Annotated in this window: 19 protein-coding genes and 1 tRNA gene; 19 read left to right on the forward strand and 1 reads right to left on the reverse strand. The window is 70.8% G+C overall.

Annotated elements, in window-relative coordinates; translation table 11 throughout:
- Positions 1 to 200: 200 nt before the first annotated feature.
- The 7 genes from ssd to ACFYSH_RS26760 all read left to right on the forward strand — a co-directional run bounded on the left by ssd (position 201) and on the right by ACFYSH_RS26760 (position 5368).
- Positions 201 to 1274, forward strand: coding sequence for a septum site-determining protein Ssd (gene ssd / locus ACFYSH_RS26730; RefSeq protein ID WP_359469104.1), 1074 nt, complete (start codon positions 201 to 203; stop codon positions 1272 to 1274).
- Complete coding sequence (locus ACFYSH_RS26735; RefSeq protein WP_359469106.1) at positions 1271 to 2419, forward strand: TadA family conjugal transfer-associated ATPase; 1149 nt, start codon at positions 1271 to 1273, stop codon at positions 2417 to 2419. The genes ssd and ACFYSH_RS26735 overlap by 4 nt, the downstream gene beginning before the upstream one ends.
- Positions 2416 to 3285 carry a type II secretion system F family protein gene (locus ACFYSH_RS26740; RefSeq protein WP_359469109.1) on the forward strand — a complete coding sequence of 290 codons (870 nt, stop codon included), beginning with the start codon at positions 2416 to 2418 and terminating at the stop codon, positions 3283 to 3285. The genes ACFYSH_RS26735 and ACFYSH_RS26740 overlap by 4 nt, the downstream gene beginning before the upstream one ends.
- 5 nt (positions 3286 to 3290) lie before the next feature.
- Positions 3291 to 4100, forward strand: a complete 810-nt coding sequence (locus ACFYSH_RS26745; protein WP_388755891.1) for a type II secretion system F family protein — start codon at positions 3291 to 3293, stop codon at positions 4098 to 4100.
- Between the two features lie 170 nt (positions 4101 to 4270).
- Positions 4271 to 4492, forward strand: a complete 222-nt coding sequence (locus tag ACFYSH_RS26750) for a DUF4244 domain-containing protein (RefSeq protein ID WP_359469111.1) — start codon at positions 4271 to 4273, stop codon at positions 4490 to 4492.
- A complete protein-coding gene (locus ACFYSH_RS26755) occupies positions 4479 to 4871 on the forward strand; it encodes a TadE family type IV pilus minor pilin (protein WP_359469113.1) in 393 nt (130 codons plus the stop codon). The genes ACFYSH_RS26750 and ACFYSH_RS26755 overlap by 14 nt, the downstream gene beginning before the upstream one ends.
- A 5-nt stretch (positions 4872 to 4876) precedes the next feature.
- Positions 4877 to 5368 carry an Rv3654c family TadE-like protein gene (locus tag ACFYSH_RS26760; RefSeq protein ID WP_359469354.1) on the forward strand — a complete coding sequence of 164 codons (492 nt, stop codon included), beginning with the start codon at positions 4877 to 4879 and terminating at the stop codon, positions 5366 to 5368.
- Here ACFYSH_RS26760 and ACFYSH_RS26765 read toward each other — a convergent pair.
- Entirely contained in the window at positions 5286 to 7799 is a 2514-nt protein-coding gene (locus tag ACFYSH_RS26765) for a DEAD/DEAH box helicase (RefSeq protein WP_359469116.1), read from the reverse strand. The genes ACFYSH_RS26760 and ACFYSH_RS26765 overlap by 83 nt on opposite strands.
- 79 nt (positions 7800 to 7878) lie before the next feature.
- Here ACFYSH_RS26765 and ACFYSH_RS26770 point away from each other — a divergent pair, with 79 nt between their 5' ends.
- The 12 genes from ACFYSH_RS26770 (at position 7879) to ACFYSH_RS26825 (ending at position 25222) form a co-directional block, all read left to right on the forward strand.
- Positions 7879 to 8232, forward strand: coding sequence for an STAS domain-containing protein (locus tag ACFYSH_RS26770; RefSeq protein ID WP_003967428.1), 354 nt, complete (start codon positions 7879 to 7881; stop codon positions 8230 to 8232).
- A 206-nt stretch (positions 8233 to 8438) separates the two neighbouring features.
- On the forward strand, positions 8439 to 8888 hold the full coding sequence (locus ACFYSH_RS26775; protein ID WP_359469119.1) for an ATP-binding protein: 450 nt from the start codon (positions 8439 to 8441) through the stop codon (positions 8886 to 8888).
- A gap of 238 nt (positions 8889 to 9126) precedes the next feature.
- Positions 9127 to 11598, forward strand: coding sequence for a sodium-translocating pyrophosphatase (locus ACFYSH_RS26780; protein WP_359469122.1), 2472 nt, complete (start codon positions 9127 to 9129; stop codon positions 11596 to 11598).
- A gap of 279 nt (positions 11599 to 11877) precedes the next feature.
- The gene (locus tag ACFYSH_RS26785) at positions 11878 to 12498 is read left to right on the forward strand and encodes a small secreted protein (protein ID WP_359469125.1); all 621 of its coding nucleotides are present in this window, start codon (positions 11878 to 11880) and stop codon (positions 12496 to 12498) included.
- A 143-nt stretch (positions 12499 to 12641) separates the two neighbouring features.
- Entirely contained in the window at positions 12642 to 14147 is a 1506-nt protein-coding gene (locus ACFYSH_RS26790) for a methyltransferase (RefSeq protein WP_359469128.1), read from the forward strand.
- Between the two features lie 378 nt (positions 14148 to 14525).
- Positions 14526 to 14723, forward strand: a complete 198-nt coding sequence (locus tag ACFYSH_RS26795) for a hypothetical protein (protein WP_359469130.1) — start codon at positions 14526 to 14528, stop codon at positions 14721 to 14723.
- A 360-nt stretch (positions 14724 to 15083) separates the two neighbouring features.
- A complete protein-coding gene (topA, locus tag ACFYSH_RS26800) occupies positions 15084 to 17951 on the forward strand; it encodes a type I DNA topoisomerase (RefSeq protein WP_388755895.1) in 2868 nt (955 codons plus the stop codon).
- A gap of 176 nt (positions 17952 to 18127) precedes the next feature.
- Entirely contained in the window at positions 18128 to 21238 is a 3111-nt protein-coding gene (gene tmk / locus ACFYSH_RS26805; RefSeq protein WP_388755898.1) for a dTMP kinase, read from the forward strand.
- A 110-nt stretch (positions 21239 to 21348) separates the two neighbouring features.
- Complete coding sequence (locus tag ACFYSH_RS26810; RefSeq protein WP_359469138.1) at positions 21349 to 22554, forward strand: DNA polymerase III subunit delta'; 1206 nt, start codon at positions 21349 to 21351, stop codon at positions 22552 to 22554.
- A gap of 103 nt (positions 22555 to 22657) precedes the next feature.
- Positions 22658 to 24187 (forward strand): alpha/beta hydrolase, encoded by a 1530-nt coding sequence (locus ACFYSH_RS26815; protein ID WP_359469141.1) that lies wholly within the window; start codon positions 22658 to 22660, stop codon positions 24185 to 24187.
- 98 nt (positions 24188 to 24285) lie between these two features.
- Positions 24286 to 24359, forward strand: a tRNA-Thr gene (locus tag ACFYSH_RS26820).
- Between the two features lie 458 nt (positions 24360 to 24817).
- Positions 24818 to 25222 (forward strand): hypothetical protein, encoded by a 405-nt coding sequence (locus tag ACFYSH_RS26825; protein ID WP_359469144.1) that lies wholly within the window; start codon positions 24818 to 24820, stop codon positions 25220 to 25222.
- The last annotated feature ends 1 nt before the right edge of the window (position 25223 follow it).

A 25223-nucleotide genomic window follows, 5' to 3' on the forward strand; every position in this document is an offset into this window, starting at 1 on the left:
ATCCACATCTTTTTCCGGGCCGTTGCATGTTGATTCCACCCGCGAAGTCCGCGGGTTCCGGAATCGTGCATCTCGGAAGTGTTCGAGATCGCCGCGAAACCGTACTGAAGGGACAGCGAGAGGGGGCAGGAATCGTGGCTGGATCTTTGGCAGGCGAAGGCACGTCCGGCGCCGGAGGGCGGCGGGACGGACCGTTGATCGTGACCGAGGACGCCGACCTGCTGGACGATCTGCTCAGGCTGTGCGCGGCGGCAGGGGCGGTGCCTGAGGTGCACCACGGCCCACCAGGAGAGAGGGGCGGCTGGGAGAGGGCCCCGATGGTTCTGGTGGGCGACGACGCGGCGCGCGGGTGCCGCGGAGTGGCCCGCAGACCCGGAGTCATGCTCGTCGGGCGGGACCAGGACGACCCAGTTGTATGGCGTCGCGCGGTCGAGATCGGGGCTGAATACGTACTGAGGCTGCCTGATTCCGAAGGCTGGCTGGTCGACCAGATCGCCAATGCCGTGGAGGGTACGGGCCGATCCGCTCTCACCGTGGGGGTGATGGGGGGACGTGGCGGCTCCGGCGCATCCACGCTGGCTTGTGCGCTTGCTGTGACAGCGGCGAGGTCGGGCCGCCGGACCATGCTGATCGATGGCGATCCGTTGGGCGGCGGGATCGATGTGCTGCTCGGCGGTGAGGAATCCGAGGGCTTGCGTTGGCCGAATTTCGCCCGTTCGAAGGGGAGGCTGGGCGGAGGGGCCCTCGAGGAGTCGCTGCCCGCGTTGCACGGCCTTCGTGTACTCAGTTGGAGCCGCGACGACGAGGTGATCGTCCCGCCGCACGCCATGCGGTCTGTACTTGCCGCAGCGCGCCGGCTCGGTGGAGTGGTGGTCGTGGACCTGCCGCGGCGGGTCGATGAGAGCGTGGCAGAGGCACTGTCGCAGTTGGACGTCGGGCTGCTGGTCGTGCCCGGTGAGTTGCGAGCGGTCGCGGCAGCGCGGCGAGTGGCTTCTGCGGCCCGTATGGTCCTGGAAGACCTCCGAGTCGTTGCCCGGGGCCCCTACACGGCGGGGCTGGACGAACAGTGGGTGGCCCAGGCACTGGGATTGCCGCTTGTCGGCGACCTGCCCGCGGAGCTCGGGCTGGCTTCGGCTCAGGACAGGGGTGTGCCCCCGGGCGGGAATTCCCGCGGCGCTCTGGCCCGCTTCTGCGCGGCCTTCTGGGACCTGGCGGATGGTCCGAGCCGCTCCGGCGACGTGCCGGCCCGAGTCCGTGGGGGAGAGGCGTCATGACCGACGCGCTGCTCGACGCCGTACGCCAACGACTCGCCCGCAGCGGGACGGCGCCCACTCCAGCAGGGGTGGCTGCCGCGCTGAGGGAACAGGGCCGGCTGCTCGGTGACGCGGAAGTGCTCGGCGCGGCCGAGGAAATGAGAGGCGAACTGGTCGGCACAGGAGTCCTGGAGCGGCTGTTGGCCGACCCGGCGGTGACCGATGTGCTGGTGTCCGCTCCCGACCGGGTGTGGGTGGACCGGGGCGGCGGACTCGAGCTGACCCGAGTCGTCTTCCCGGATGCGGCGGCCGTCCGAAGACTGGCTCAGAGGCTCGCTGCGGTGGCGGGGCGCCGGCTGGACGATGCCCGGCCGTGGGTGGACGCCCGGTTGCCGGACGGCACGCGTATGCACGCGGTGCTGCCGCCGGTGTCGGTCGGCTCGACGTGTCTGTCACTGCGGGTGGTACGGCCGAGAGCCTTCACGCTGGCGGAGCTCGTGGCGGCGGGGACGGTCCCGCCCGGCGGCGACCGGCTGCTGAGAGCCCTGGTCGAGGCCAGGGTCTCGTACCTGATCAGCGGAGGGACCGGGGCGGGGAAGACGACGCTCCTGGCGAGTCTGCTGGGGGCGGTCGGTGAGAAGGAACGCATCGTGCTGGCCGAGGATTCGGCGGAATTACGCCCGGACCATCCGCATGTGGTGCGCCTGGAATCGCGCCCGGCCAATCAGGAAGGTGCTGGGCGGGTGACTCTGCGGGACCTGGTACGCCAGGCGCTGCGTATGCGCCCCGACCGGCTGGTGGTGGGAGAGGTCCGTGGCGCCGAGGTGACGGAGCTTCTGGCGGCTCTCAACACGGGACACGAAGGCGGTTGCGGCACTGTGCACGCCAACGCGGCCGAGCATGTGCCGGCGCGCCTGGAGGCTCTCGGAACGGCTGCTGGACTCGACCGGGCTGCTCTGCACAGCCAGTTGGCGGCGGCATTGTCCGTGGTCGTCCACCTCGTGCGGGATGGAGGCGGGCAGCGGCGTCTCGCTGAAGTGCATGTGCTCGAGCGGGATTCCGCAGGCCTGGTCGTCACCGTGCCCGCGCTGCGCTGGGGTGCTGCGGGCTTCGAGCCGCAGCGAGGCTGGGACCGGCTCGGGTTGCTGATCGGGGAGGCGGCATGACGGCGTCCGGTTCCGACGCCCTGGTGCAGGTGTCTGTGTGGGTGATGGCGGGCTGCGCGGGTTTGGCAGGTGGTCTGGCCGTGGCGCGGGACCCGGGGGCTCGGCGGGCTCGGGTGCTGCTGGCCCCAGGGCGTGAGGTGCGGTGGGGACCGGCTGCACGGGCCACGGCCCGCACACTCCTCGACGGGCGGTGGGAATGGCTGTGTGCCCCTGTGGCGGCTCTCCTCGCCGTGCTGGGGGAATCGGCGCTCCCTCTGCTCGCGGGCGCTGTGGCGGTCCCTCTCTTGAGGCGTCGGCTGCGACAGAGGGCTCGGCGGCGGGGCCGTGAGGAGGCGGCTCATGCGGTGACGGGATTGTGTGGGGCGGTGGTCGGTGAGCTGCGGGCCGGGCGGGAGCCCGGACAGGCTTTGCTCGCTGCGGCACGGGACACCGGCGCGCTGGGCGCTGCCGAGCCCGCGGTCCTGGCCGCTGCGCGGTTCGGCGGTGATGTGCCGGGCGCGTTGCGGCAGGCGTCGGAAGGGCCCGGCCTTGACGGGCTCGCGGGGATGGCGGCCTGTTGGCGGGTCGCCGTTGACGGCGGAGCCGGTCTCGCGGCAGGACTGGCTCGCCTGGAGGGCGCACTGAGGGGTGAGAGGCGACGGCGGGAGGAGCTGCGGGCACAGCTGGCGGGCGCGTGGTCGACGGTTGTGGTCCTGGCGTTGCTGCCGGTGGTGGGCCTGGGACTGGGGGCGGCACTGGGCGCTGATCCGCTGCGCGTTCTGCTCCACAGCCCGGGCGGGCTCGTCTGCCTGGTGACGGGCTGCCTGCTGGAGACTGCGGGGCTGTTCTGGGCCTCGCGGATCGTGCGGGCGGGGGAGGCGGTGTGAGCGGGATGTCTGGTCTGGATGCGTCGCCCGGGGCGGTGCTGTGGGGGGCAGGGGCGGTGGTGGGTACAGCCGCCTACCTCACCATCACGCTGTCCGTCCGACGTCATGAGCAGGCGATACGCAGACGGGGGTCGCTACTGACCGGGTCCCCTGCGAGCGGAACGGGGCGGGGGTGGATGGACCTGCGGGCACGAGGCCGGGGGCGCGCTCGTTCGTGGGGGGTGTTTCTGGCCGTCTGGGCGGTCGGCTGGGTCCTCGTCGGTGGACCGGGCGGATGCGGAGTCGGGCTTGTGGCGGCTTACGGAGTGAGGCGGTGGCGGCACTCCGTGAGCCGTGGGCGTGGCGCCGCCGCCGAGAAGGCCGAGGCTGTGCTGGTCGCCCGGCAGTTGCCCGATGTCGCAGACCTCCTGGCGTCCTGCCTTTCGGCGGGTGCGGGGCCGCGGGAGGCGGCGGAGGCGGTCGGGGAATCCATCGCCGGGCCCGTCGGTGAGAGGTTGGCTCGCACGGCGGCCGAGATCCTGCTCGGCAGTGAGCCGGCTGAGGCCTGGGACCGGTTCGGGGCGCTACCGGGCGCAGCACCACTGGCCCGCTGTCTGGAACGGGCGGCGACGACGGGAGCTCCCGCGGCGGAGCTTGTGTCCAGGCTGGCCGATGAGATGCGCGCCGAGCGGACGAGTGCTGCTGTGGCGCGGGCACAGCGGGCCGGTGTGCTGATCACCGCACCGGTGGGGCTCTGCTTCCTGCCCGCTTTTTTGACGGTGGGTGTGGCGCCGGTGGCGATCGGACTGGCGGACGGTCTGGTTCACCGCAGCTGAGCGGGAACGGCCGCCTTCCGGTGCCGGCTCCGCAGCAAATCGAGAAGTGGGCCGGCGAGCTCCCGCACAGGGGCCGAGCTCCGGCTTGCTCCAGGTATTGCATCGAAGTTCCGGAACAACCGAAGAAACATGCTTTTTGGATACTGGGGGTTGAAATGGGCAGGAAAGTCATGGAGCAGTCCCTGAGTGCGCTGGGTCGCGCGTGGAGGGCCGGCTTCGGCAAAATCGCCCGGTACCGCGGGCTGGACCGGGGGATGACGACGTCCGAGTACGCGGTGGGGACCATCGCCGCCTGCGCCTTCGCGGCGGTGCTCTACAAGGTGGTTACCGGCGGAGCAGTGCAGGCGGCGTTGCAGTCGCTGATCAAGGACGCGCTCGATGCGAAGTTCTGAGGCGTCGCGAAGGGACCGGCGCGGAGGCCGTGACGGCGACCGGGGAGCGGTGACGGCGGAGGCCGCCATGGTCATTCCTGTGCTGGTGGCGTTCGTCCTCGCTCTTCTCTGGGCGCTGGTCGCAGCGTCGGATCAGATTCGCTGCGTGGACGCCGCGCGGGCCGGAGCGCGGGCCGCGGCCCGGTCGGAGCCGGAGGCGACGGTACGGTCCACGGCGCGGGAAGCGGCGCCGAGCGGGGCCCGGGTGGATGTGGAGCGGGTCGGGGGGCTGTGGCGGGTCCGGGTGGAGGCACCGATACCAGGGCCCGGGCAACTGGGCCTGACGCTGAGCGCCGAGGCAGCCGCACTGGCCGAGGACACGGTGGGGACGGAGCCATGAGGAGGATGAGAGGCGGCCCTGGAGCTGGTGACCGGGGGCTGGCAACCGTCTGGGCGGCGGTCACGGCGACAGCGTTCTGTGCGGTGTTCGCGATGCTGCTGGCCCTCGGCCAGGCCGTGTCCGCCCGCCACAGGGCCGGCGGCGCGGCGGACATGGCGGCCCTTGCCGCAGCCGACCAGGCGCTGCTGGGTGCGGAGGCGGCGTGCGGGGCGGCACGTCAGGTCGCGGTGGCTCAGAGAGCGGAGATCGTGCGTTGTGGGGTTCAGGGCGAGATCGCCGACGTGACGGCGCGCGCACGGTTCGGCCCGTACGCGCCTGAGGTCAGATCGAGAGCGGGGCCCCCGGAGGCATCGCTGCGCCCGGGGTCTGAGACAGGGGCGTCACTCGTGGAGGAGCCGGGTCACGCAAGCGGCCTCATGCCGCGGGGTTTTCCGGCTGCGGGTCATCCCGGATTTCCTCCGCGTGGCCTTCCCCAGGGTCCTGCGGCGCGGTCCTGAGTAGTTCGGTCAGGAGGCGCACAGCGCCCCGCTTGTGCAGTGGTTCGTTGCCGTTGCCGCATTTGGGGGACTGGATGCAGGACGGACAGCCCGCCTCGCACTCGCAGGACGCGATGGCCTGACGTGTTGCTGTGAGCCATGCGCGGGCCGTATGGAAGGCGCGCTCCGCGAACCCCGCGCCACCGGGGTGGCCGTCGTAGACGAACACCGTGGGCAGGAGCGTGTCGGGGTGCAGCGGAACGGAGACACCACCGATGTCCCAGCGGTCGCATGTGGCGAAGAGCGGAAGCATGCCGATGGAGGCGTGTTCGGCGGCGTGCAGGGCGCCACCGAGGATCTCCGGGCTGATCCGGGCGGCGTCGAGCTGGTCCTCGGTGATCGTCCACCACACGGCACGGGTGCGCAGGGTGCGGGGCGGCAGGTCCAGTTTGGTCTCGCCCAAAACCTCCCCGGTGATCAGCCTCCGGCGCAGGAAGGAGACCACCTGGTTGGTCACCTCGACGGAGCCGAAACAGAGCCGCCCGTCACCCCACGGGATCTCGGTGTCGGTCTCCAGTACGGTGACCGCTGTCGTGTCGCGGGCGCTGGTCGAATAAGGAGGGACGGCTTCCTCCACCAGGGCCACCGAGTCCTCCAGGTCCAGCTTCCGGACGAGGTAGGTGCGGCCCTGGTGGAGGTGGACCGCGCCCTCGTGCACGGCGGTGTGTGCTGCCGCTTCGTCGACCGTTCCCAGCAGCCGGCCGGTGCCCTCTTCGACGATCTGGACCGGACGGCCGCCTCCACCGCGGATGTCCGTGAGGTCGGCGGCCCGCTCGCGGCGGGTCCAGTGCCAGCCCGTGGCCCGTTTGCGCAGCAGTTTCGACGCTTCGAGCTGTGGCAGCAGGTCGGGTACCGCCGGGCCGAAGAGCGCGATGTCGGGCTCCGTGAGGGGGATCTCCGCAGCCGCGGCACACAGGTGGGGGGCAAGGACGTAAGGGTTGTCAGGGTCCAGGACGGTTGACTCCACGGGCTGCTGGAACAGCGCCTCGGGGTGATGGACGAGGAAGGTGTCCAGCGGGTCGTCCCTGGCCACGAGGACGGCGAGGGCGCCCTGCCCCGAGCGTCCTGCGCGGCCGGCCTGCTGCCAGAGAGAGGCACGGGTGCCCGGATAGCCGGCGATGATCACGGCGTCCAGCCCCGAGACGTCGATGCCGAGCTCCAGGGCGGTCGTGGCGGCCAGTCCGAGCAGGTCCCCCGAGTGCAGTGCTCGTTCCAGGGCCCGCCGTTCCTCGGGCAGGTAGCCGCCACGATAGGCGGCGACGCGCCCGGGCAGCGAGCGGTCCACCTCGGCCAGCCGTTCCTTGGCGATGAGGGAGATGAGTTCGGCGCCGCGCCGGGAGCGCACGAAGGCGACCGAGCGCACGCCCTGGAGCGTCAGGTCGGTCAGGAGGTCGGCGGTCTCGGCCGTGGCGGTACGGCGTACGGGAGCCCCCTTCTCGCCGTGCAGGTCCGTCAGTGGCGGTTCCCAGAGGGCGAAGATCAGCTCGCCCCGGGGCGAGGCGTCGTCGGCGACTTCTTTGACGGGAAGGCCTGTGAGGCGGCTCGCGGCGACCGACGGCTGTGCCGCTGTGGCGGAGGCGAGGAGGAAGACCGGATCGGACCCGTAGCGGGCGCAGAGGCGGCGAAGACGGCGTAGCACCTGGGCCACATGCGAGCCGAAGACGCCCCGGTAGGTATGGCACTCGTCGATGACGACGAAGCGAAGCGAGCGGAGGAAGGAGGCCCAGCGGGGGTGGGACGGGAGAATGCCTCGATGCAGCATGTCCGGATTGGTCAGGACGTAATTGGCGTACTGGCGCACCCATTCGCGTTCTTCGACCGGCGTGTCGCCGTCGTAGACCGCCGGCCGGATCGCGGAGCCGAGGGGCGCCGCGAGCGCTTTCACCGCGCGGCGTTGGTCGGCGGCCAGAGCCTTGGTGGGGGCCAGGTACAGGGCGGTGGCGCCGCGGCCGTTCGGAGCCTGGGAGCCGTCGAGGAGGGCGCTCAGCACCGGAGCGAGGTAGGCGAGCGACTTGCCGGACGCCGTCCCGGTGGCGATCACCACGGACTCGCCGTCCAGGGCGTGCTCGGCGGCAACGGCCTGGTGCGTCCACGGATGGTCGATCCCGGCCCGGCTGATTGCCGAGATCACTTCGGGCCGGATGCGATCCGGCCAGATGGCATGGGTTCCCGCACGCGGGGGCAAGTGCTCCCTATGAGTGATGCGCGCTGCCCGGCCCGCCGCTGCGGCGAGCCGGTCGAGAACCACCGTGGGAGAGGGGCGCGAGCCCGCGTTCTCGGGTGGTCGACTGGGTCGGTGATTCTTGGCCATCGGCACCGAGTGTGTCACTGGCATGACGGACAATGGTCCCAAGGCGTCGTGCATGGCTGCTGGTAAGTGATTGAATGCCATCGCGGCTGGCGATCCGTCCCCTGGCCTCCGTCGGGGAGACCGAGGGGCGACCGCTCGATAGCAAGGTGCTGGAGGATCCGTGGACCTGTCCCTGTCGACTCGCAATGTGTCCGGCCCTGGTGGCGACCGTACGGTCGTCGAGGTCGGTGGCGAGATTGATGTGTATACCGCGCCCAAGCTGCGCGAGCAGTTGGTCGAGTTGGTGAATGACGGCAGCTACCACCTGGTTGTCGACATGGAAGGCGTCGACTTCCTCGACTCCACCGGCCTCGGCGTGCTCGTGGGCGGCTTGAAGCGTGTCCGGGCCCATGAGGGCTCGCTGCGCCTGGTGTGCAACCAGGAGCGCATTCTCAAGATTTTCCGGATCACAGGTCTGACCAAGGTGTTTCCCATTCACACCACGGTCGACGAAGCTGTCGCGGCCACCGACTGAGGCGTCGGTGCAGGTCGGCATCTCCAAGGCCGGCCGGCACGCAGTGACAGACCGGCAGGCGGCAGCAGACGGGCCGCCACGAGCAGGCGGTCGACCACACGGTCGGCTGCCGGCTTCGTCGGTTTCCGGAGGAGAGTGAGAGCAGGGGTACCGGGCGCCTCGCCCGGGCCCCTGAGACGCACGCCCAAACGTTCGAGGGGGATGGCATGCCAACCGTTGAACTCCGCTTCAGCGCTCAGCCCGAACACGTCAGGACGGCCCGCCTGGTGGCAGCCGCCGTGGCGCGCCGGGCCGGCGTCGATGAGGCGGTGCTCGACGAAGTCAGACTCGCTGTAGGTGAGGCGTGCAGCCGCGCTGTGGGACTGCACCGCAGCCATCACGTCGTCGCTCCGGTCACGGTCATCCTCATCGAGGAGGAGAAGGCGTTCTCCATCGAGGTCGGCGACGGGATCACCGCCCCGGGCAACGACGCCTCGGCGTCGGTGGCACCCGGCGGCGGAGGTCCGGATGACCCGGAGACCGACGCCGACAGCGAGGACGAGATGGGCCTCGCTGTCATCAAGGGCCTGGTCGACGATGTGGAAGTCCGCACGGGAGCGGACGGTGGAGTGATCCGCATGACCTGGCCGACGGCTCTGGCCGCCGTGCTCCCCTGATCCGTCCGCGACTCCTGGCCCCGAGAAGCAGGGGCCTTTCCTTTTCCTGGTCAATGACCTCAGGCAATTGCACAGGCGTCACGCGTCCACTTCATTACTGCATTCGGGTCCGGGTGCGAGTGAGAACTTTTGGCATTGGGTGGACGAAAGTCGATTTCATTGACCACTCACTGATCTGACCGGGTTCCGCTCCCTACTATTCGTCCACGTCTTGAGCGCTCAGCTTCAAGGAGGACGTATGGCGGAGTTCTTCGACACCCCACTGGCAGAACTGACGCACGGCCCCGTACCTTCCGGCCGCTCCACTTCGGTCGCAGCCGCAGTACTCACCGACGGCAACAGGCTGATCGTCGTGGTCATCGTGGTCGTCGCCCTTGCCGCCCTGGTCGTGGCCCTTCTGCTCGTGCGCCAGGTCCTGGCAGCCAGCGCGGGTACCGAACGCATGAAGGAGATCGCGGCGGCCGTCCAGGAAGGCGCGCGTGCCTATCTGACCCGGCAGCTGCGGACCGTGGGCATTTTCGCCGTGGTCGTGTTCTTCCTGCTCCTGCTGCTTCCGGCCGACGACTGGTCGCAGCGCGCGGGGCGCTCGCTGTTCTTCCTGGTGGGTGCGCTTTTCTCGGCAGCCACCGGATACACCGGTATGCGGCTCGCCGTACGCAGCAATGTGCGCGTGGCCGCCGCCGCGCGTCAGGCGACTCCCGCCCCAGGAGAACCGGAAACGGATCTGACCACCGCTTCGCACCAAGCGATGAAGATCGCTTTTCGTACGGGTGGTGTGGTCGGCATGATCACGGTGGGCCTCGGTCTGCTCGGCGCCTCCTGCGTGGTGCTCGTCTACGCCGCCGACGCGCCCGAGGTACTGGAGGGGTTCGGCCTCGGCGCCGCATTGATCGCCATGTTCATGCGAGTCGGGGGCGGCATCTTCACCAAGGCCGCGGACGTGGGCGCCGACCTCGTGGGCAAGGTGGAGCAGGGCATCCCCGAGGACGACCCGCGCAACGCCGCCACCATCGCCGACAACGTGGGCGACAACGTCGGTGACTGCGCGGGTATGGCCGCCGACCTGTTCGAGTCGTACGCCGTGACGCTCGTGGCCGCGCTCATCCTGGGCAAGGCCGCCTTCGGGGACTCGGGCCTCGCCTTTCCGCTGATCGTCCCGGCGATCGGTGTGGTCACGGCGATGATCGGAATCTTCGCCGTCGCTCCCAGGCGCACCGACCACAGCGGGATGAGCGCCATCAACCGCGGGTTCTTCGTCTCCGCCGTGATCTCGCTGGTCCTCGTGACGGTGGCCGTATTCGTCCACCTGCCGTCCTCGTACGCCGAGCTGGACGGGGTCACCGACGAGGCCATCACCTCGCACGCAGGTGACCCGCGCGTCCTCGCACTGGTCGCCGTCACCATCGGCATCGTGCTCGCCGCCTTGATCCAGCAGCTCACCGGCTACTTCACCGAAACCGGCCGACGCCCGGTCCGGGACATCGGGAGGTCCTCGCTGACCGGTCCGGCGACGGTCGTGCTCGCGGGTGTCTCCCTCGGCCTGGAGTCGGCCGTCTACACCGCGATCCTGATCGGGCTCGGCGTCTACGGGGCCTTCCTGCTCGGCGGTACGTCGATCATGCTGGCCCTCTTCGCGGTGGCCCTGGCCGGGACCGGCCTGCTCACCACCGTCGGAGTCATCGTCGCGATGGACACCTTCGGCCCGGTCTCCGACAACGCCCAGGGCATCGCCGAGATGTCCGGGGACGTCACGGGCGCCGGTGCCCAGGTCCTCACGGATCTGGACGCAGTCGGCAACACCACCAAGGCCATCACCAAGGGAATCGCGATCGCCACGGCGGTACTGGCGGCGGCGGCGCTGTTCGGCGCGTACCGGGATGCCGTCGCCTCGGCGGTCGACGCCGTGGGAGCCAGGACAGGAGAACTCGGACTGAGCACGGACATCTCGCAGCCGAACAACCTGGTCGGTCTGATTTTCGGAGCCGCCGTCGTCTTCCTCTTCTCCGGACTGGCCATCAGCGCGGTCTCCCGTTCGGCCGGGGCCGTGGTCCACGAGGTGCGGCGGCAGTTCCGGGAACACCCCGGGATCATGAATCACACGGAGAAGCCGGAGTACGGTCGCGTCGTCGACATCTGCACCAGGGACGCGCTGCGCGAGCTCGCCACGCCCGGGCTGCTCGCGGTCCTGGCGCCGATCGCGGTCGGGTTCACACTGGGGGTCGGGGCTCTCGCCGCCTACCTCGCAGGAGCCATCGCCACCGGCACCCTGATGGCCGTTTTCCTCGCCAACTCCGGTGGAGCGTGGGACAACGCCAAGAAGCTCGTCGAGGACGGACACCACGGCGGCAAGGGCAGCGAGGCCCATGCCGCGACGGTCATCGGCGACACGGTCGGCGACCCCTTCAAGGACACGGCGGGCCCTGCCATCAACCCGCTCCTCAAGGTGATGAATCTGGTGGCGCTGCTCATCGCCCCCGCGGTGGTGCGGTTCAGCTACGGCGAGGACACGAGCGCGGGGCTGCGGGCCCTGGTCGCCGTCCTCGCCGTCGTGGTCATCGTCGGTGCGGTCTACGTGTCCAAGCGGCGAGGGATCGCCGTGGGCGACAGCGGCAGCCTGGGCGGCGGCCCCGGCGGTGGCCCGGGTGCCGGTGGCGGTGACGACCGCGGGGGCGGCACCGCCAAGTCCGCGGGTCGTGCCCCGGTTTCTTGAGCCATGCGGTCGCGGGCGAACCGGCCCCGAGGTGACGCGCACTCAGACAGGCGCGCCGCCAGCCGTCCTGAGGTGCTGTCCATCGCTCCCTGCCCGCCACGGCTGGCGTGGAGGAGGCGTTTCCGTACGGAGGGCCGAGTGGTCAGGTGAGTTGTATCTCCCTCATTTCCCTTGGTGCAAATGGCTTCAAAAGCATATATATCGGAGGACCGGCGCCTGATTGTCGGCCATTCGACGTGTAAGTTCCGGGGCCGAGAGCCTTGGAAGGGACCCAAACCGGTGAACAAGAAGCTTGCAGCCGCACTGTCCGGCGGTGCGGTACTCGTACTGACGCTGTCGGGTTGCAGCGACGACAGCGATGACAAGGTGAACGACTGGGCGAAGAAGGTCTGCGACCAGGTTCAGCCGCAGTTGCAGAAGATCGCGAACGCCAATGCCGCGATCCAGCAGCAGACGGGTGATGAGAGCAAGCCCGCCGATGTCCAGAAGACCGACTCGGCCGCCTTCCAGCAGATCTCGCAGGCGTACAAGGCGCTGGGCACGGCTGTGCAGTCGGCGGGCGCGCCGCCCGTGGACGGCGGAGAGACCACGCACAAGGAGGCCGTGAAAGAGCTCAACGCTTCCTCGACGGCCTACGCGAACCTGAAGACGAAGGTCGACGCGCTCGATCCGAAGGACCAGGCGAAGTTCGCCGACGGGCTCAACGGCATCGCCGACGAACTGACGAAGATCAGCACCAATGGTGACCAGGCGCTGAAGAAGTTGCAGTCCGGCGAGGTCGGTTCCGCGATGGCGAAGCAGAAGGGCTGCCAGAAGCCGACGGCATCGGCTCCCCCCGCCTCCGCTCCGTCCGCCCCGGAGTCGAAGTCCGCAGCACCTTCCGCCTCGGCGAGCGAGTAGGCGTAGCGGCCGGGAACCTCAGTGTCCGAGAGGCCGTAGCGGTGGGGAAGCCGTAGCGGCCCGGGACCCCTCGCAGCTGTCCGGCCGGCCCTCGTGGAGGCCGGACAGCTGCCGTTGTCGGCGTGAGCGGACACAATGGGCGGGTGAGTACGACCAGCCTCCCCGCATCCGACCGTGCCCCCCGGCTCCGCGAAGCCCTGATCGCCGCCGCGTTCACCGCCGACGGGCTCCTCGAACAACTCGGCGCGCCGGCGTACGCCGCGCTCGCCCGCAGTGAAACCGTCCCGGCGCTCCGGGCCACGCGCGGGGATTCGCCGCTCGACACGCTGGTGCGGCTTTTCCTTCTGCAGCGTCCCGTTCCCGCCGCCGCTGCCGCCGCGGCCCTCCCGCTGGAGGAGTGCGTGGAGGACGGCTGGGCGGTCCGCGAGGACGATCTGGTGACAGCGACCGTCGACGTACGGCCCTACGGCGGACCTGAGGGGCAGGACTGGTTCATCGTCTCCGACCTGGGGTGTGCGGTCGGCGGAGCCGGAGGTATCGGCTCGCACGAGGAAGGCGTCGTCCTGGGTGTGGGCGGAGCCTCCACCACGCTCGCCGGCATCACCGTACGCAGGCCTGTGGCCTCCGCTCTCGATCTCGGTACCGGGTCCGGCATCCAGGCTCTGCACGCCGCCCAGCACGCCACCCGGGTCACGGCCACGGACGTCAACCCGCGTGCGCTGGAATTCACCCGCCTGACGCTTGCCCTGTCCGGAGCGGCCCCCGCCGATCTGCGGGAGGGCTCTCTCTTCGAACCGGTCGGTGCCGAGACGTACGACCTGATCGTGTCCAACCCGCCCTTCGTCATCTCGCCCGGGGCCCGGCTGACGTACCGCGACGGAGGGATGGGCGGCGACGACCTGTGCCGGACCCTCGTGCAGCAGGCCGGGGACCGGCTCAACGAGGGCGGGTACGCGCAGTTCCTCGCCAACTGGCAGCACGTCCAGGGCGAGGAGTGGCAGGACCGGGTGCGCTCCTGGGTGCCCGCCGGCTGCGACGCCTGGATCGTGCAACGAGAGGTGCAGGACATCACGCAGTACGCCGAGCTGTGGCTGCGTGACAGCGGCGACCACCGCACCGACCCCGCTCTCTACACCGAGCGGTACGAGGCATGGCTGGACGAGTTCGAGGCCCGCAGCACCAAGGCGGTCGGCTTCGGCTGGATCACGCTCCGGAAGTCCGCCGCGGCGGCCGCCGGGAGCCCCTCGATCGTGGCCGAGGAATGGCCGCACGCGGTGGAGCAGCCCCTCGGGCCCGCTGTCGAGGCACATTTCGCCCGGCAGGACTATCTGCGGGAGCACGACGACGCGGCCTTGCTCGCCGAGCACTTCACCCTCGCCGAAGAGGTCGTTCAGGAACAGGTCGGAATGCCGGGCGCCGAGGACCCGGAGCACGTGGTGCTGCGTCAGCACCGCGGAATGCGCCGTGCGACCAAGGTCGATGCCGTAGGGGCCGGGTTCGCAGGTGTGTGCGACGGTTCGCTGCCCGCGGGCCGGATCCTGGACGCCATCGCTCAGCTGATGGCCGAGGACCCGGTGCTGCTGCGCGACCGCACCCCGCAGGCGATCCGGCTGCTGGTGGAGGAAGGCTTTCTGGAGCCTGTGCGATGACGGCCTGTGCGATGGCGGCCTGTGCGATGACGGGGTGACGTGACGGCGCGTCGGCGGTGCCGCCCGCTCTCCGGCAGGTCGCCGCGCCCGCGCTCCGTTCCCGCGCGCCGAAGCCTCGCGCTCCGATGCCCAACACCCCTCTGACCAGCGTCTCCACGGCGGCCCCGGCATCGTTCCGTGGCAGACCGCAGGTTCCGTTCGTGACGGTTTCCGGGTGGTTGCACGGTGTTCATCCCGGGTTCGTTCGGAGGACCCTCCGGCGTGGCAGCCTCCCCACTGCCGAGCGCCCGCACAGTGTGACGGCATGGGAGCCACGGGCAGGGCGGCGGCGTACGAGTGCCGCCCGGCGCCGAGGAGAAGAGCGTGAGGGGTACGGACATGGAAAGTGTCACAGCGGTCTTCGCCGGTGCGGCTTTCGCACTGTTCGGTGCCGCCCTCCTCCTCTGGACGGGGGCGCGCACCATCCAGCGCGCGCCGGTGGCGCTCGGTGTGAGCCCCGTCGCCTCCACCGCCCTCGCCACGCTCTTCGGCGTACTCTTCCTCGTCCTCGGCGTGTGGTGCTTCACCCGCGTCTAGGGCGTGTTTCGAAAGTCCCGCCTGCCTGGCGACGCCGGGCCCGCCCTTCGGGCGGACGGCGCTACTTTCGAAACACGCCCTGGTCCACTCCTCCGGCAGGGCGGCGCGGCCGGGCAGGTGTCCCGCACACTTCCCCGTCACGCCTCGAAACCCGCAGGCGACGGTGCTGCGAGGAGCGGGCCGGGCAGTCCGGGCGGCAGGAAAGACGGAAGTCGGGTTACCGTTCGAGTGGCCGTTGCGGGCTTTTGCCGTTTGACACGGGGGCGGGTTGTACCGTCACACTCCGCAGCGACAGCACCGCGGGCAGCGTCACAGCGCTGCCCGGATGCCCACGAGTGCCGACCGGAGAGAAGAGCGAAGTTGTCCCCGACCAGCGAGAGCGCAGGCCGCCGACTCGTCATTGTCGAGTCGCCTGCCAAGGCGAAGACGATCAAGGGCTATCTCGGCCCCGGATACGTCGTCGAGGCGAGCGTCGGGCACATCCGCGACCTGCCGAACGGCGCCGCCGAGGTGCCGGACGAGTACACCGGCGAGGTACGCCGCCTCGGCGTGGATGTCGACAACGACTTCCAGCCGATCTACGTCGTCAACGCCGACAAGAAAGCCCAGGTCAGGAAGCTCAAGCAGCTCCTCGCCGAATCCGACGAACTTTTCCTCGCCACCGATGAGGACCGCGAGGGCGAAGCCATCGCGTGGCACCTGCAGGAAGTCCTCCGGCCCAAGGTCCCGGTCCACCGGATGGTCTTCCACGAGATCACCAAGGACGCGATCCGGGCCGCCGTCGCCAATCCGCGCGAGCTGAACCAGCGCATGGTCGACGCCCAGGAGACCCGCCGTATCCTCGACCGCCTCTATGGCTACGAGGTCTCGCCGGTCCTGTGGAAGAAGGTCATGCCGCGGCTTTCCGCGGGCCGTGTCCAGTCCGTCGCCACCCGGCTCGTCGTCGAGCGGGAGCGCGAGCGCATCGCCTTCCGCTCCGCCGAGTACTGGGACCTGACCGGTACGTTCGCCACCGGGCGAACCGGTGACGCCTCCGACCCCTCGACGCTCACCGCCCGCCTCAGCGCGGTCGACGGGCGCCGCATCGCCCAGGGCCGTGACTTCGGCCCGGACGGGCAGCTCAAGTCCGGCTCGGGCCAGACGCTGCACCTGGACGAGGCGAACGCCCGCGCCCTGGCGGCGGCGCTCGCCGACTCCACGTTCGCGGTCCGCTCGGTCGAGTCGAAGCCGTACCGCCGCTCGCCGTACGCGCCCTTCCGTACGACGACCCTCCAGCAGGAGGCGAGCCGCAAGCTGGGCTTCGGGGCCAAGGCCACCATGCAGGTGGCGCAGAAGCTGTACGAGAACGGCTTCATCACTTACATGCGTACGGACTCCACGACGCTCTCGGACACCGCGGTCTCCGCGGCCCGGGCGCAGGTCACGCAGTTGTACGGCGCGAACTACCTGCCCGACAAGCCCCGCACCTACGCCGGGAAGGTCAAGAACGCGCAGGAGGCGCACGAGGCGATCCGCCCTTCAGGCGACCGCTTCCGCACCCCGGCCGAGACGGGTCTCACCGGCGACCAGTTCCGGCTCTACGAGCTGATCTGGAAGCGGACCGTCGCCTCCCAGATGAAGGACGCCGTCGGCAACTCCGTCACCGTCAAGATCGGTGGCCGGGCGAGCGACGGCCGTGACGCCGAGTTCTCCGCGTCCGGCAAGACGATCACCTTCCACGGCTTCATGAAGGCGTACGTCGAGGGCGCGGACGACCCGAACGCCGAGCTGGACGACCGCGAGCGCCGACTGCCGCAGGTCGCCGAGGGTGACGCGCTGACCGCCGAGGAGGTGACGGTCGACGGCCATGCCACCAAGCCGCCGGCTCGCTACACCGAGGCCTCGCTGGTCAAGGAGCTCGAGGAGCGGGAGATCGGCCGCCCGTCGACGTACGCCTCGATCATCGGGACCATCCTGGACCGCGGCTACGTGTTCAAGAAGGGCACGGCCCTGGTGCCGTCGTTCCTCTCGTTCGCCGTGGTCAACCTGTTGGAGAAGCACTTCGGCCGGCTCGTCGACTACGACTTCACCGCCCGCATGGAGGACGACCTCGACCGCATCGCCCGGGGCGAGGCCCAGTCGGTGCCGTGGCTGAAGCGCTTCTACTTCGGGACCGGCGACGACACGACCGGTGCGGGTGCCGCCTCCTCCGCGGGCAACGGCGACGGCGACCACCTCGGTGGTCTGAAGGAGCTCGTGACCGATCTGGGCGCGATCGACGCCCGCGAGATCTCCTCGTTCCCCGTCGGCAACGACATCAAGCTGCGCGTCGGCCGCTACGGCCCGTACATCGAGCGTGGCGAGAAGGACTCCGAGGGCCACCAGCGCGCGGACGTGCCGGAGGACCTGGCGCCCGACGAGTTGTCCGTGGAGCTCGCCGAGGAGCTGCTGGCCAAGCCGAGCGGCGATTTCGAGCTCGGTACCGACCCGGTCAGCGGTCACCAGATCATCGCCAAGGACGGGCGTTACGGCCCGTACGTCACCGAGGTGCTGCCCGAGGGCACGCCGAAGACGGGCAAGAACGCGGTGAAGCCGCGGACGGCCAGCCTCTTCAAGTCGATGTCGCTCGACACGGTGACACTGGCCGACGCACTCAAGCTGATGTCGCTGCCGAGGGTCGTCGGTGAGGACGCCGAGGGCGTGGAGATCACCGCGCAGAACGGCCGCTACGGGCCCTATCTCAAGAAGGGCACGGACTCGCGTTCGCTGACGTCCGAGGACCAGCTCTTCGACATCACGCTCGACGAGGCCCTCGCGATCTACGCCCAGCCGAAGCAGCGTGGGAGGGCCGCCGCCAAGCCGCCGCTCAAGGAACTGGGCACGGACCCCGTGAGCGGGGCTCCGGTGGTCGTGAAGGACGGCCGCTTCGGCGCGTACGTCACCGACGGCGAGACGAACGCGACGCTGCGGACCGACGACAGCGTCGAGGACATCACGCCGGAGCGCGGCTACGAGCTGCTCGCCGAGAAGCGCGCCAAGGGGCCGGCGAAGAAGAAGACGGCGAAGAAGGCTCCGGCCAAGAAGGCTACGGCGAAGAAGGCCGCGACCACGAAGAAGGCGACGACGGCCAAGAAGGTCACGGCTGCCAAGAAGACGACGACCGCGAAGACGACGACCGCGGCCAGGAAGGCGCCCGCGAAGAAGACGGCCGCCGCGGCGAAGAGGACGGCTTCGACCGAGGAGAGCTGACCGACGCTATCGGTTCCGCGGAAGTGCGGAGCTGACCGTCGGGCCGTACGCGAACGCCGGAAGGGCCGGGACATCCCGGCCCTTCCGGCGTTCGCACGAAAGTGGTCTGCCTCTCTATGGGGCATATGTTCGGACGCGGCCCCCGGACACCGCGCCGCTCCCGATAGGCTGGGCGGATGACGCGAGCCGAGCAGCCACCGGTCGTGAGCCCCACCTCCGACACACTTGCCGCAGACTCACGCGAGCGCGCCGTACGAGCCCTTTTGCGTGTTCCCCCGCTCAGGCGGTTGTGGAGCGCCCAGCTCGTCGGCAGTATCGGCGATTCACTCGCCCTTCTCGTGCTGGTGCTGTTGTCGCTGCAAGCGGCGGTCCTCGAGGGCTCCTTCGGGGCCGGGTACCGCGGGGCGGCCTTTGCCGTCGCCGCTGTGTTCGGTGCCCGGATTCTTTCCACCGTGCTCTTCGGAGCCGTGCTCCTGGGGCCTCTCACGGCGCTCACGGCGCCAGGCGGTCCCGTCGACCGCCGCTGGCTGATGATCGGGGCGGACGGGCTGCGACTCGCTCTGCTGGTCGTCGCACCCCTGTGGATCGACTGGACGCCCGACAAGGCACTCATGATGATCCTGATCACCGTCTTCGTGGTCGGGGCCGGCGAACGGCTGTGGGCGGTGGCCAAGGAGAGCGCGGCTCCCGCGCTGCTCCCCGCACCGCCCCTGGAGGGCGCCGCCGTGCGCCCGCTCCCGGACCACCTCGACGCCCTGCGCAGGCTCTCCCTGAGGACGAACTTCCTGGCGGTCCCGGCAGCCGCCACCGTGCTGGTGGTCGCCGCGCTGATCGGCGGACTGCTCGGTACCGGCTTCGACTGGTTCTCCCTCCACCAGGCCGCTCTGGGTTCCTACGTCGCGGCGGGGCTCTTCGCCGCTTCCGTCTCGACCCTGTACTTCCTCGAATTCCCGGCCACCCGGACGCCCCGCCCCCGCTCGCCCCTGGAGGGCCTGCGCCGGCCGGTCACCGGAACGGGTTCCGACAAGGGCCGCACCGGCAGCGTTCCGCTGGTCGTCGCCGTGTGCGCCGCGGTCGCCGGGGCCGTCGCCGCGGCTGCCGCCGTCTCCGTGCTGCACGCCGCCGATCTCGGTGGCGGGCCCGCCACCTTCGCCCTGCTGGTCCTGGCCCTGACCGGTGGCACCGCGCTCGGTATCCGTACCGCGCGCAAGGTGCTGCCCGCCCTGTCGCGGCGTCGGCTGCTGGCACTCGCGGTCGCCGTCACGGGTCTGGCCCTCCTCGCGCTCGGCCTGGTGCCCGACACCGCCACCGGGCTGTTGATCGCGCTGCTCGCCGGTTACGCGGCGGGCGTCGCCGCACACATCGGGCACGCCGTCATCGACCAGGAGACGGAGGCCCCCCGGCAGGCCAGGGCCACCGAACACCTCCAGGCCGTCGTCCGGGTGCTGGTCGCTCTCGGCGCGGTGGGCGGCCCGCTGCTCGCCGCGGCCATCGGGCGGCACCGCCTGGGATCCGGCGACTTCGTCTTCGCGCACGGTGGTGCGGCCTTCGTGCTGATGCTCATCGGTGCCCTGCTGCTGCCCGTGGCCGTGATCGTCCTCGCCAAGACCGACGACCGTGCCGGTGTGCCGCTCCGGCGCGATCTGCGTGAGGCGCTGCGTGGCGGCGACCCCGCCGTCGCGCCGGCGGCGAACGGTTTCTTCCTCGTGCTGGAGGGCGGCGACGGAGCCGGTAAGTCCACCCAGGTCGAGGCGCTCGCCGAATGGATCCGTGCCAAGGGCCACGAGGTCGTCGTGACCCGCGAGCCGGGCGCCACCCCGGTCGGCAAGCGGCTGCGTTCCATCCTGCTGGACGTCTCGTCGGCCGGACTGTCCAACCGCGCCGAGGCTCTGCTGTACGCCGCCGACCGCGCCGAGCACGTCGACTCGGTCGTCCGCCCGGCACTGGAGCGCGGCGCGATCGTCATCTCGGACCGTTACATCGACTCCTCGGTCGCCTACCAGGGCGCGGGGCGTGACCTCGCCCCGACCGAGATCGCCCGGATCTCCCGCTGGGCCACGAGCGGGCTCGTACCGCATCTGACGGTGCTCCTGGACGTCGACCCGGAGACGGCACGGGAGCGCTTCACCGAGGCGCCCGACCGGCTGGAGTCCGAACCGGCCGCATTCCACACCCGCGTCCGGTCCGGCTTCCTGACCCTCGCGGCGGCCGACCCGGCCCGCTACCTCGTGGTGGACGCCGGGCAGGAGCCGGAAGCCATCACCACCGTCGTACGCCACCGGCTCGATCACCTCCTGCCGCTCTCCGAGGCCGAGATCAAGGCCCAGGAGGACGCGCGCAAGGCAGCCGAGGAGGAGGCCAGGCGCAGGGCCGAGGAAGAGGCGGCGCGCAAGGCCGAGGAGGAGCGCCTGGAGCGGGAGCGCCAGGCTCAGCTCGCCAAGCTCCGTGCCGAGGAGGAGGAGCGCAAGCGCCGCGAGGAGGAAGAGGCCCGGCAGCGCGAGGCCGAACGGCAGGCGGAGGAGGCCCGGCAGCGCGCCGAGGAGGCCCGCCGCCGCGCGGAGGAGGAGCGGGCCCGCATCGAGGCGGAGGACCGGGCGCGCGAGGCCGAGCAGGAGCGGCTGCGCCGGCAGGCGCAGGAGGAGGCGCGGCTTCGTAAGGAGGCGGAGGAGCTCCGCCTGGAGAAGCAGCGCAAGGCGGAGGAGGCGCTGGTACGGGCCGAGGAGGCGCGTAGTCGCGCCGAGGCCGAGGCTGCCGCCCGGGCCGAGGAGGCCGCCGCGGCACAGCGTGCTGAGGAGTACGGCCGTCCCGGTTCCGGGTCCTCCGGGCCCTCCGTGCCGGACAACGAACTCACCGTGCCGACTCCGGTCGTCAATCCCAACGAGATCACGCAGCCCGTGCCGGTCGCCAGGCCGGACCGACCGGCGGGCGACTCCGACGAGACGACTGTCCTGCCGCCCGTCAGGGACGCGGACGAGACCGCCGTACTGCCGCCCGTGCGCGACGCGGACCCGACGGACCGGGTACCGCCGGGCGTCTTCCGTGAGGAGCGCGGCGCTTCCCGTCCCGAGAGCGAGAACGAGCGCACCCGCGAACTGCCGCAGGTCAGCGACGACCCGCAGGCCGGACGGGCGGCGCAGGACGCCGCCGGCCGCCGGCAGCGGCCGCGTTCCGACTGGGCCGAGGAGACGCCGCTCGACGATCTGCCGTCCCTGGCCGACGAACTGCTCGGAGGCCAGGACGACGAGCAGGGCGGATCCGGGCGGGGCGGACGCCGGCCGCGCCGCTGACGGGAGCGGGCGGTGGGGACGGAACGCCGGGATTGTCAGACCCTTCCCGCACAATGGGGAGGCGCTGGGATTCCGGCGTGCCGCACCACACCACCGGAAGGGCGGTGACCATGACCGTATGGGACGACCTGGTCGGACAGGACCGGGTGCAGGAGCAGCTCGGTGCCGCCGCCCGGGACGCCGACGTACTGGTCACCGCCGTTTCCGCCGGCGAGCCGGTGCCTCCGGGCTCGAAGATGACCCATGCCTGGCTGTTCACGGGCCCGCCCGGCTCCGGCCGGTCCACCGCTGCCCGCGCCTTCGCCGCCGCGCTCCAGTGCACCAGCCCCGACCGGGCCCTGGGCGGGGCGCCAGGCTGCGGGTTCTGCGACGGCTGCCACACGGCGCTGATCGGTACCCACGCCGATGTCGAGGTGATCCGCACGGATCTGCTCTCCATCGGCGTGAAGGAGACCCGCGAGCTGGTCCGTCGTGCCCAGCTGTCCCCCGCCGTGGGGCGCTGGCAGGTCATCGTCATGGAGGACGCCGACCGTCTCACCGAGGGCGCGGGCAACGTCCTGTTGAAGGCGGTGGAGGAGCCCGCGCCCCGCACGGTGTGGCTGCTCTGCGCCCCCTCCCTCGAGGACGTGCTGCCCACGATCCGCTCCCGCTGCCGCCATCTCACGCTGCGTACGCCCCCCGTCGACGCCGTGGCCGATGTGCTGATCAGGCGTGACGGGATCGATCCCGAGCGCGCCGCGTCAGCCGCCCGGGCCACCCAGGGGCACATCGGCAGGGCGCGCCGTCTGGCCACGGACGAACGGGCGCGTGCCCGCCGTGCCGCTGTGCTCAGGCTTCCTCTGCGCGTCCATGACGTCGGCGGCTGCCTCAAGGCGGCCCAGGAGCTGATCGATACGGCCACGGACGACGCCAAGCAGGTCGCCGAAGAGGTCGACGTCAAGGAGACGGACGACATGAAGGCCGCGCTCGGCGCTGTGGCCGGGGGCCGGATGCCGCGCGGTACGGCCGGTGCGATGAAGGAGCTGGAGGACAGGCAGAAGCGCCGCAGGACGCGTACGCAGCGGGACAGCCTCGACCTGGCGCTGAGCGAACTCACCGGTTTCTACCGCGATGTACTGGCTCTTCAGCTGGGGTCCCGGATCGCCCTCGCCAACACCGATGTACGGGACGCACTCGACCGGGTCGCCGAGTCGTCCACGCCCGAGCGCACGCTGCGCCGTATCGAGGCCGTCATCGCCTGCCGCCGTGCCCTCGACCGCAACGTGGCGCCCCTGCTCGCCGTGGAGGCGATGGCGGTGGCGCTCCGAGCGGGCTGATGTCCGGCGTCGACCCGGCAGACGGGGCTTCCCGATGGTGGGTGGATTCACCCGTATGAGTGGGGAATCGGTCGAGTCGTCCCGCGGAGGCTAGGCTCCGGGGATGGACACCAGGCGCCTGCTCCGTATCTTCGCCACCGCGTTCGGCACTGCCGGCCTTCTCGTCACCGGTTGCAGCAGTGGCGGCTCGGCGCCGAACGCCTCGGCGACGGGTTCGGCCGTCGCCGAGGAACTTAAGCCGTACTACGGGCAGAAGCTGCGCTGGCGGGACTGCGGTACGGAGGACTTCCAGTGCACCACGATGAAGGCCCCGCTGGACTACTCGAAGCCTGGTGACGGAGACGTCCAGCTGGCCGTCTCCCGTAAGAAGGCCACCGGGCCGGGCAAGCGGATCGGCTCGCTCCTGGTGAATCCCGGCGGCCCCGGCGGCTCGGCCGTCGGCTACCTCCAGGGGTACGCGGCCCTCGGTTACCCCGCTCCCGTCCGTGCCCGGTACGACATGGTGGCCGTCGACCCGCGCGGAGTGGCCCGCAGTGCACCGGTCAAGTGCCTCACCGGCAAGGAGATGGACGCTTACACGCAGGTGGACCAGACCCCGGACGACCAGCGCGAGATCACCGCGCTGAAGAAGTCCTACGAGAAGTTCGCCGCCGGCTGCGAGAAGCGCTCCGGCAAGATCCTCCCGCACGTCTCCACGGTCGAGACGGCTCGCGACATGGACATCCTGCGCTCCCTGCTCGGTGACGAGAAGCTGCACTACGTCGGCGCCTCGTACGGCACGTTCCTCGGCGCGACCTACGCCGAGCTGTTCCCCACCCGGACCGGACGCCTCGTCCTGGACGGGGCGATGGACCCCTCGCTTCCCGCGGTCGACATCAACCGCGACCAGACCGCGGGCTTCGAGGCCGCGTTCCAGTCCTTCGCCGCGGACTGTGTGAAGCAGGCCGACTGCCCGCTCGGCACCACGTCCGTCGCCGATGCGGCCACGGCGCTGAAGAGGCTCTTCGCCGATCTGGACTCCGCACCCGCGGCGACCGGTGAGACCCGGAAGCTGACCGAGTCCCTGGCGACCACGGGTGTGATCGCCGCCATGTACGACGAGGGCGCCTGGCCCCAGCTCCGCGAAGCCGTCGACGGCGCGCAGCGCGGCGACGGCTCCGGTCTGCTCGCTCTGGCCGACAGTTACTACGAGCGTCAGCCGGGCGGTGAGTACGCCAACCTGATGTTCGCCAACGCCGCCGTGAACTGCCTCGACGTGCCGCCCGCCTTCACCGGCTCCGCAGCGGTGGAGGAGGCGCTCCCGGAGTTCGAGAAGGCCTCGCCGGTCTTCGGCAGGGGATTCGCCTGGGCCGCCCTGAACTGCGGCGCCTGGCCCGTGGACCCCAGTGGCACCCCGCACCGCACCGAGGCGAAGGGCGCGGCGCCGATCGTCGTGGTCGGCACCACCCGCGATCCGGCCACCCCTTACAAGTGGGCCGAGTCCCTCGCGGGCCAGCTCTCCTCCGGCACTCTGCTCACCTACGAGGGTGACGGGCACACGGCGTACGGCCGGGGCAGTGACTGCGTCGACACGGCGATCAACACCTACCTGCTGGACGGCACGCCGCCCGAGGACGGCAAGAAGTGCACCTGACCTGCGGATACGGTGACGGGAGCGGGCGGTACGGAGCACCCCTGGAAACTGTGTAGACTTGGCGTCGCTGCTGATCGCACCATGGTGCGACAGAGCGTGCCGCCTTAGCTCAGTTGGCCAGAGCAACGCACTCGTAATGCGTAGGTCTCGGGTTCGAATCCCGAAGGCGGCTCAGAGAAACCCCAGGACTCACTCGCCGTGACCTGGGGTTTTTCCTTTGCCTCGTGCCCCGGTGGCGGCTCAGGCCGCGAACCGTTGCTGAAGTCGCCGGTGGACGTAGACGGGGGTACTTCACCCGGGGATGTGTTCGCGGGAGCCCCCCGCGGTGGGGCTGACCGTCCACTGCCGCGTCTGCGGTACGTGTGGGCCGTGCTCCAGCCGGACGTCACCCCAGACCCCAGCCGTAGGCGTCCATGACGGTCTGGTCGAGCTCGACGCCGGTCCTGCGCGCTCGTGCCTCCGGCAGCCCCTGCCTGCTCCGGCCACCCGGCGCGTCCAGCGTCCGTGCACTCGCCCTCTAGTCGCTGCCGACAGGCTGGGCCGCGCGGCGTCCCGCCGGCCCGTGCCCGCTGCCCGTTCTTCCGCCGCCCGGCCCACACCGACCGGCACCGCCCCAGGAGGTATCCCCGCATGCTCACCCAGATACCGCCGGACACCGGCCTGGAGACGGCCGCCGGAGAGAGACGGACCCTCGCCGTGGAGCGCGCGGCCGGCCGGTCCGGTGTCCTTGACTTCGATGTGGTGGCCGCGGTCCGCCGGGCCCGCCTCGCCCGGCACTTCGTCGCCCGCGAACTCGGCTGCAGCGCCGGGCCGTCCGCGGCTCCGGCCCGGGCCGTCCTCGCCGTCGGCGAGGGACGCGCGGCAACCGCCTGGTGCGCCTCGCCCGAGGCGAACGGCACGGGCGGCTTCTCCCAGGGCCGCCCCGCCGAGCGCTTCCGGCGCGACATCACTGCGGCCACCAGCCCCTTCGCCCCGCAGTACGACACGGCCGCCCGCAAGAACTACTCGGCCGTCCTCATCGGACCGGAGAGCTGAG

Source organism: Streptomyces sp. NPDC005791 (genome assembly GCF_042871485.1).
Classification (GTDB): Bacteria; Actinomycetota; Actinomycetes; order Streptomycetales; family Streptomycetaceae; genus Streptomyces.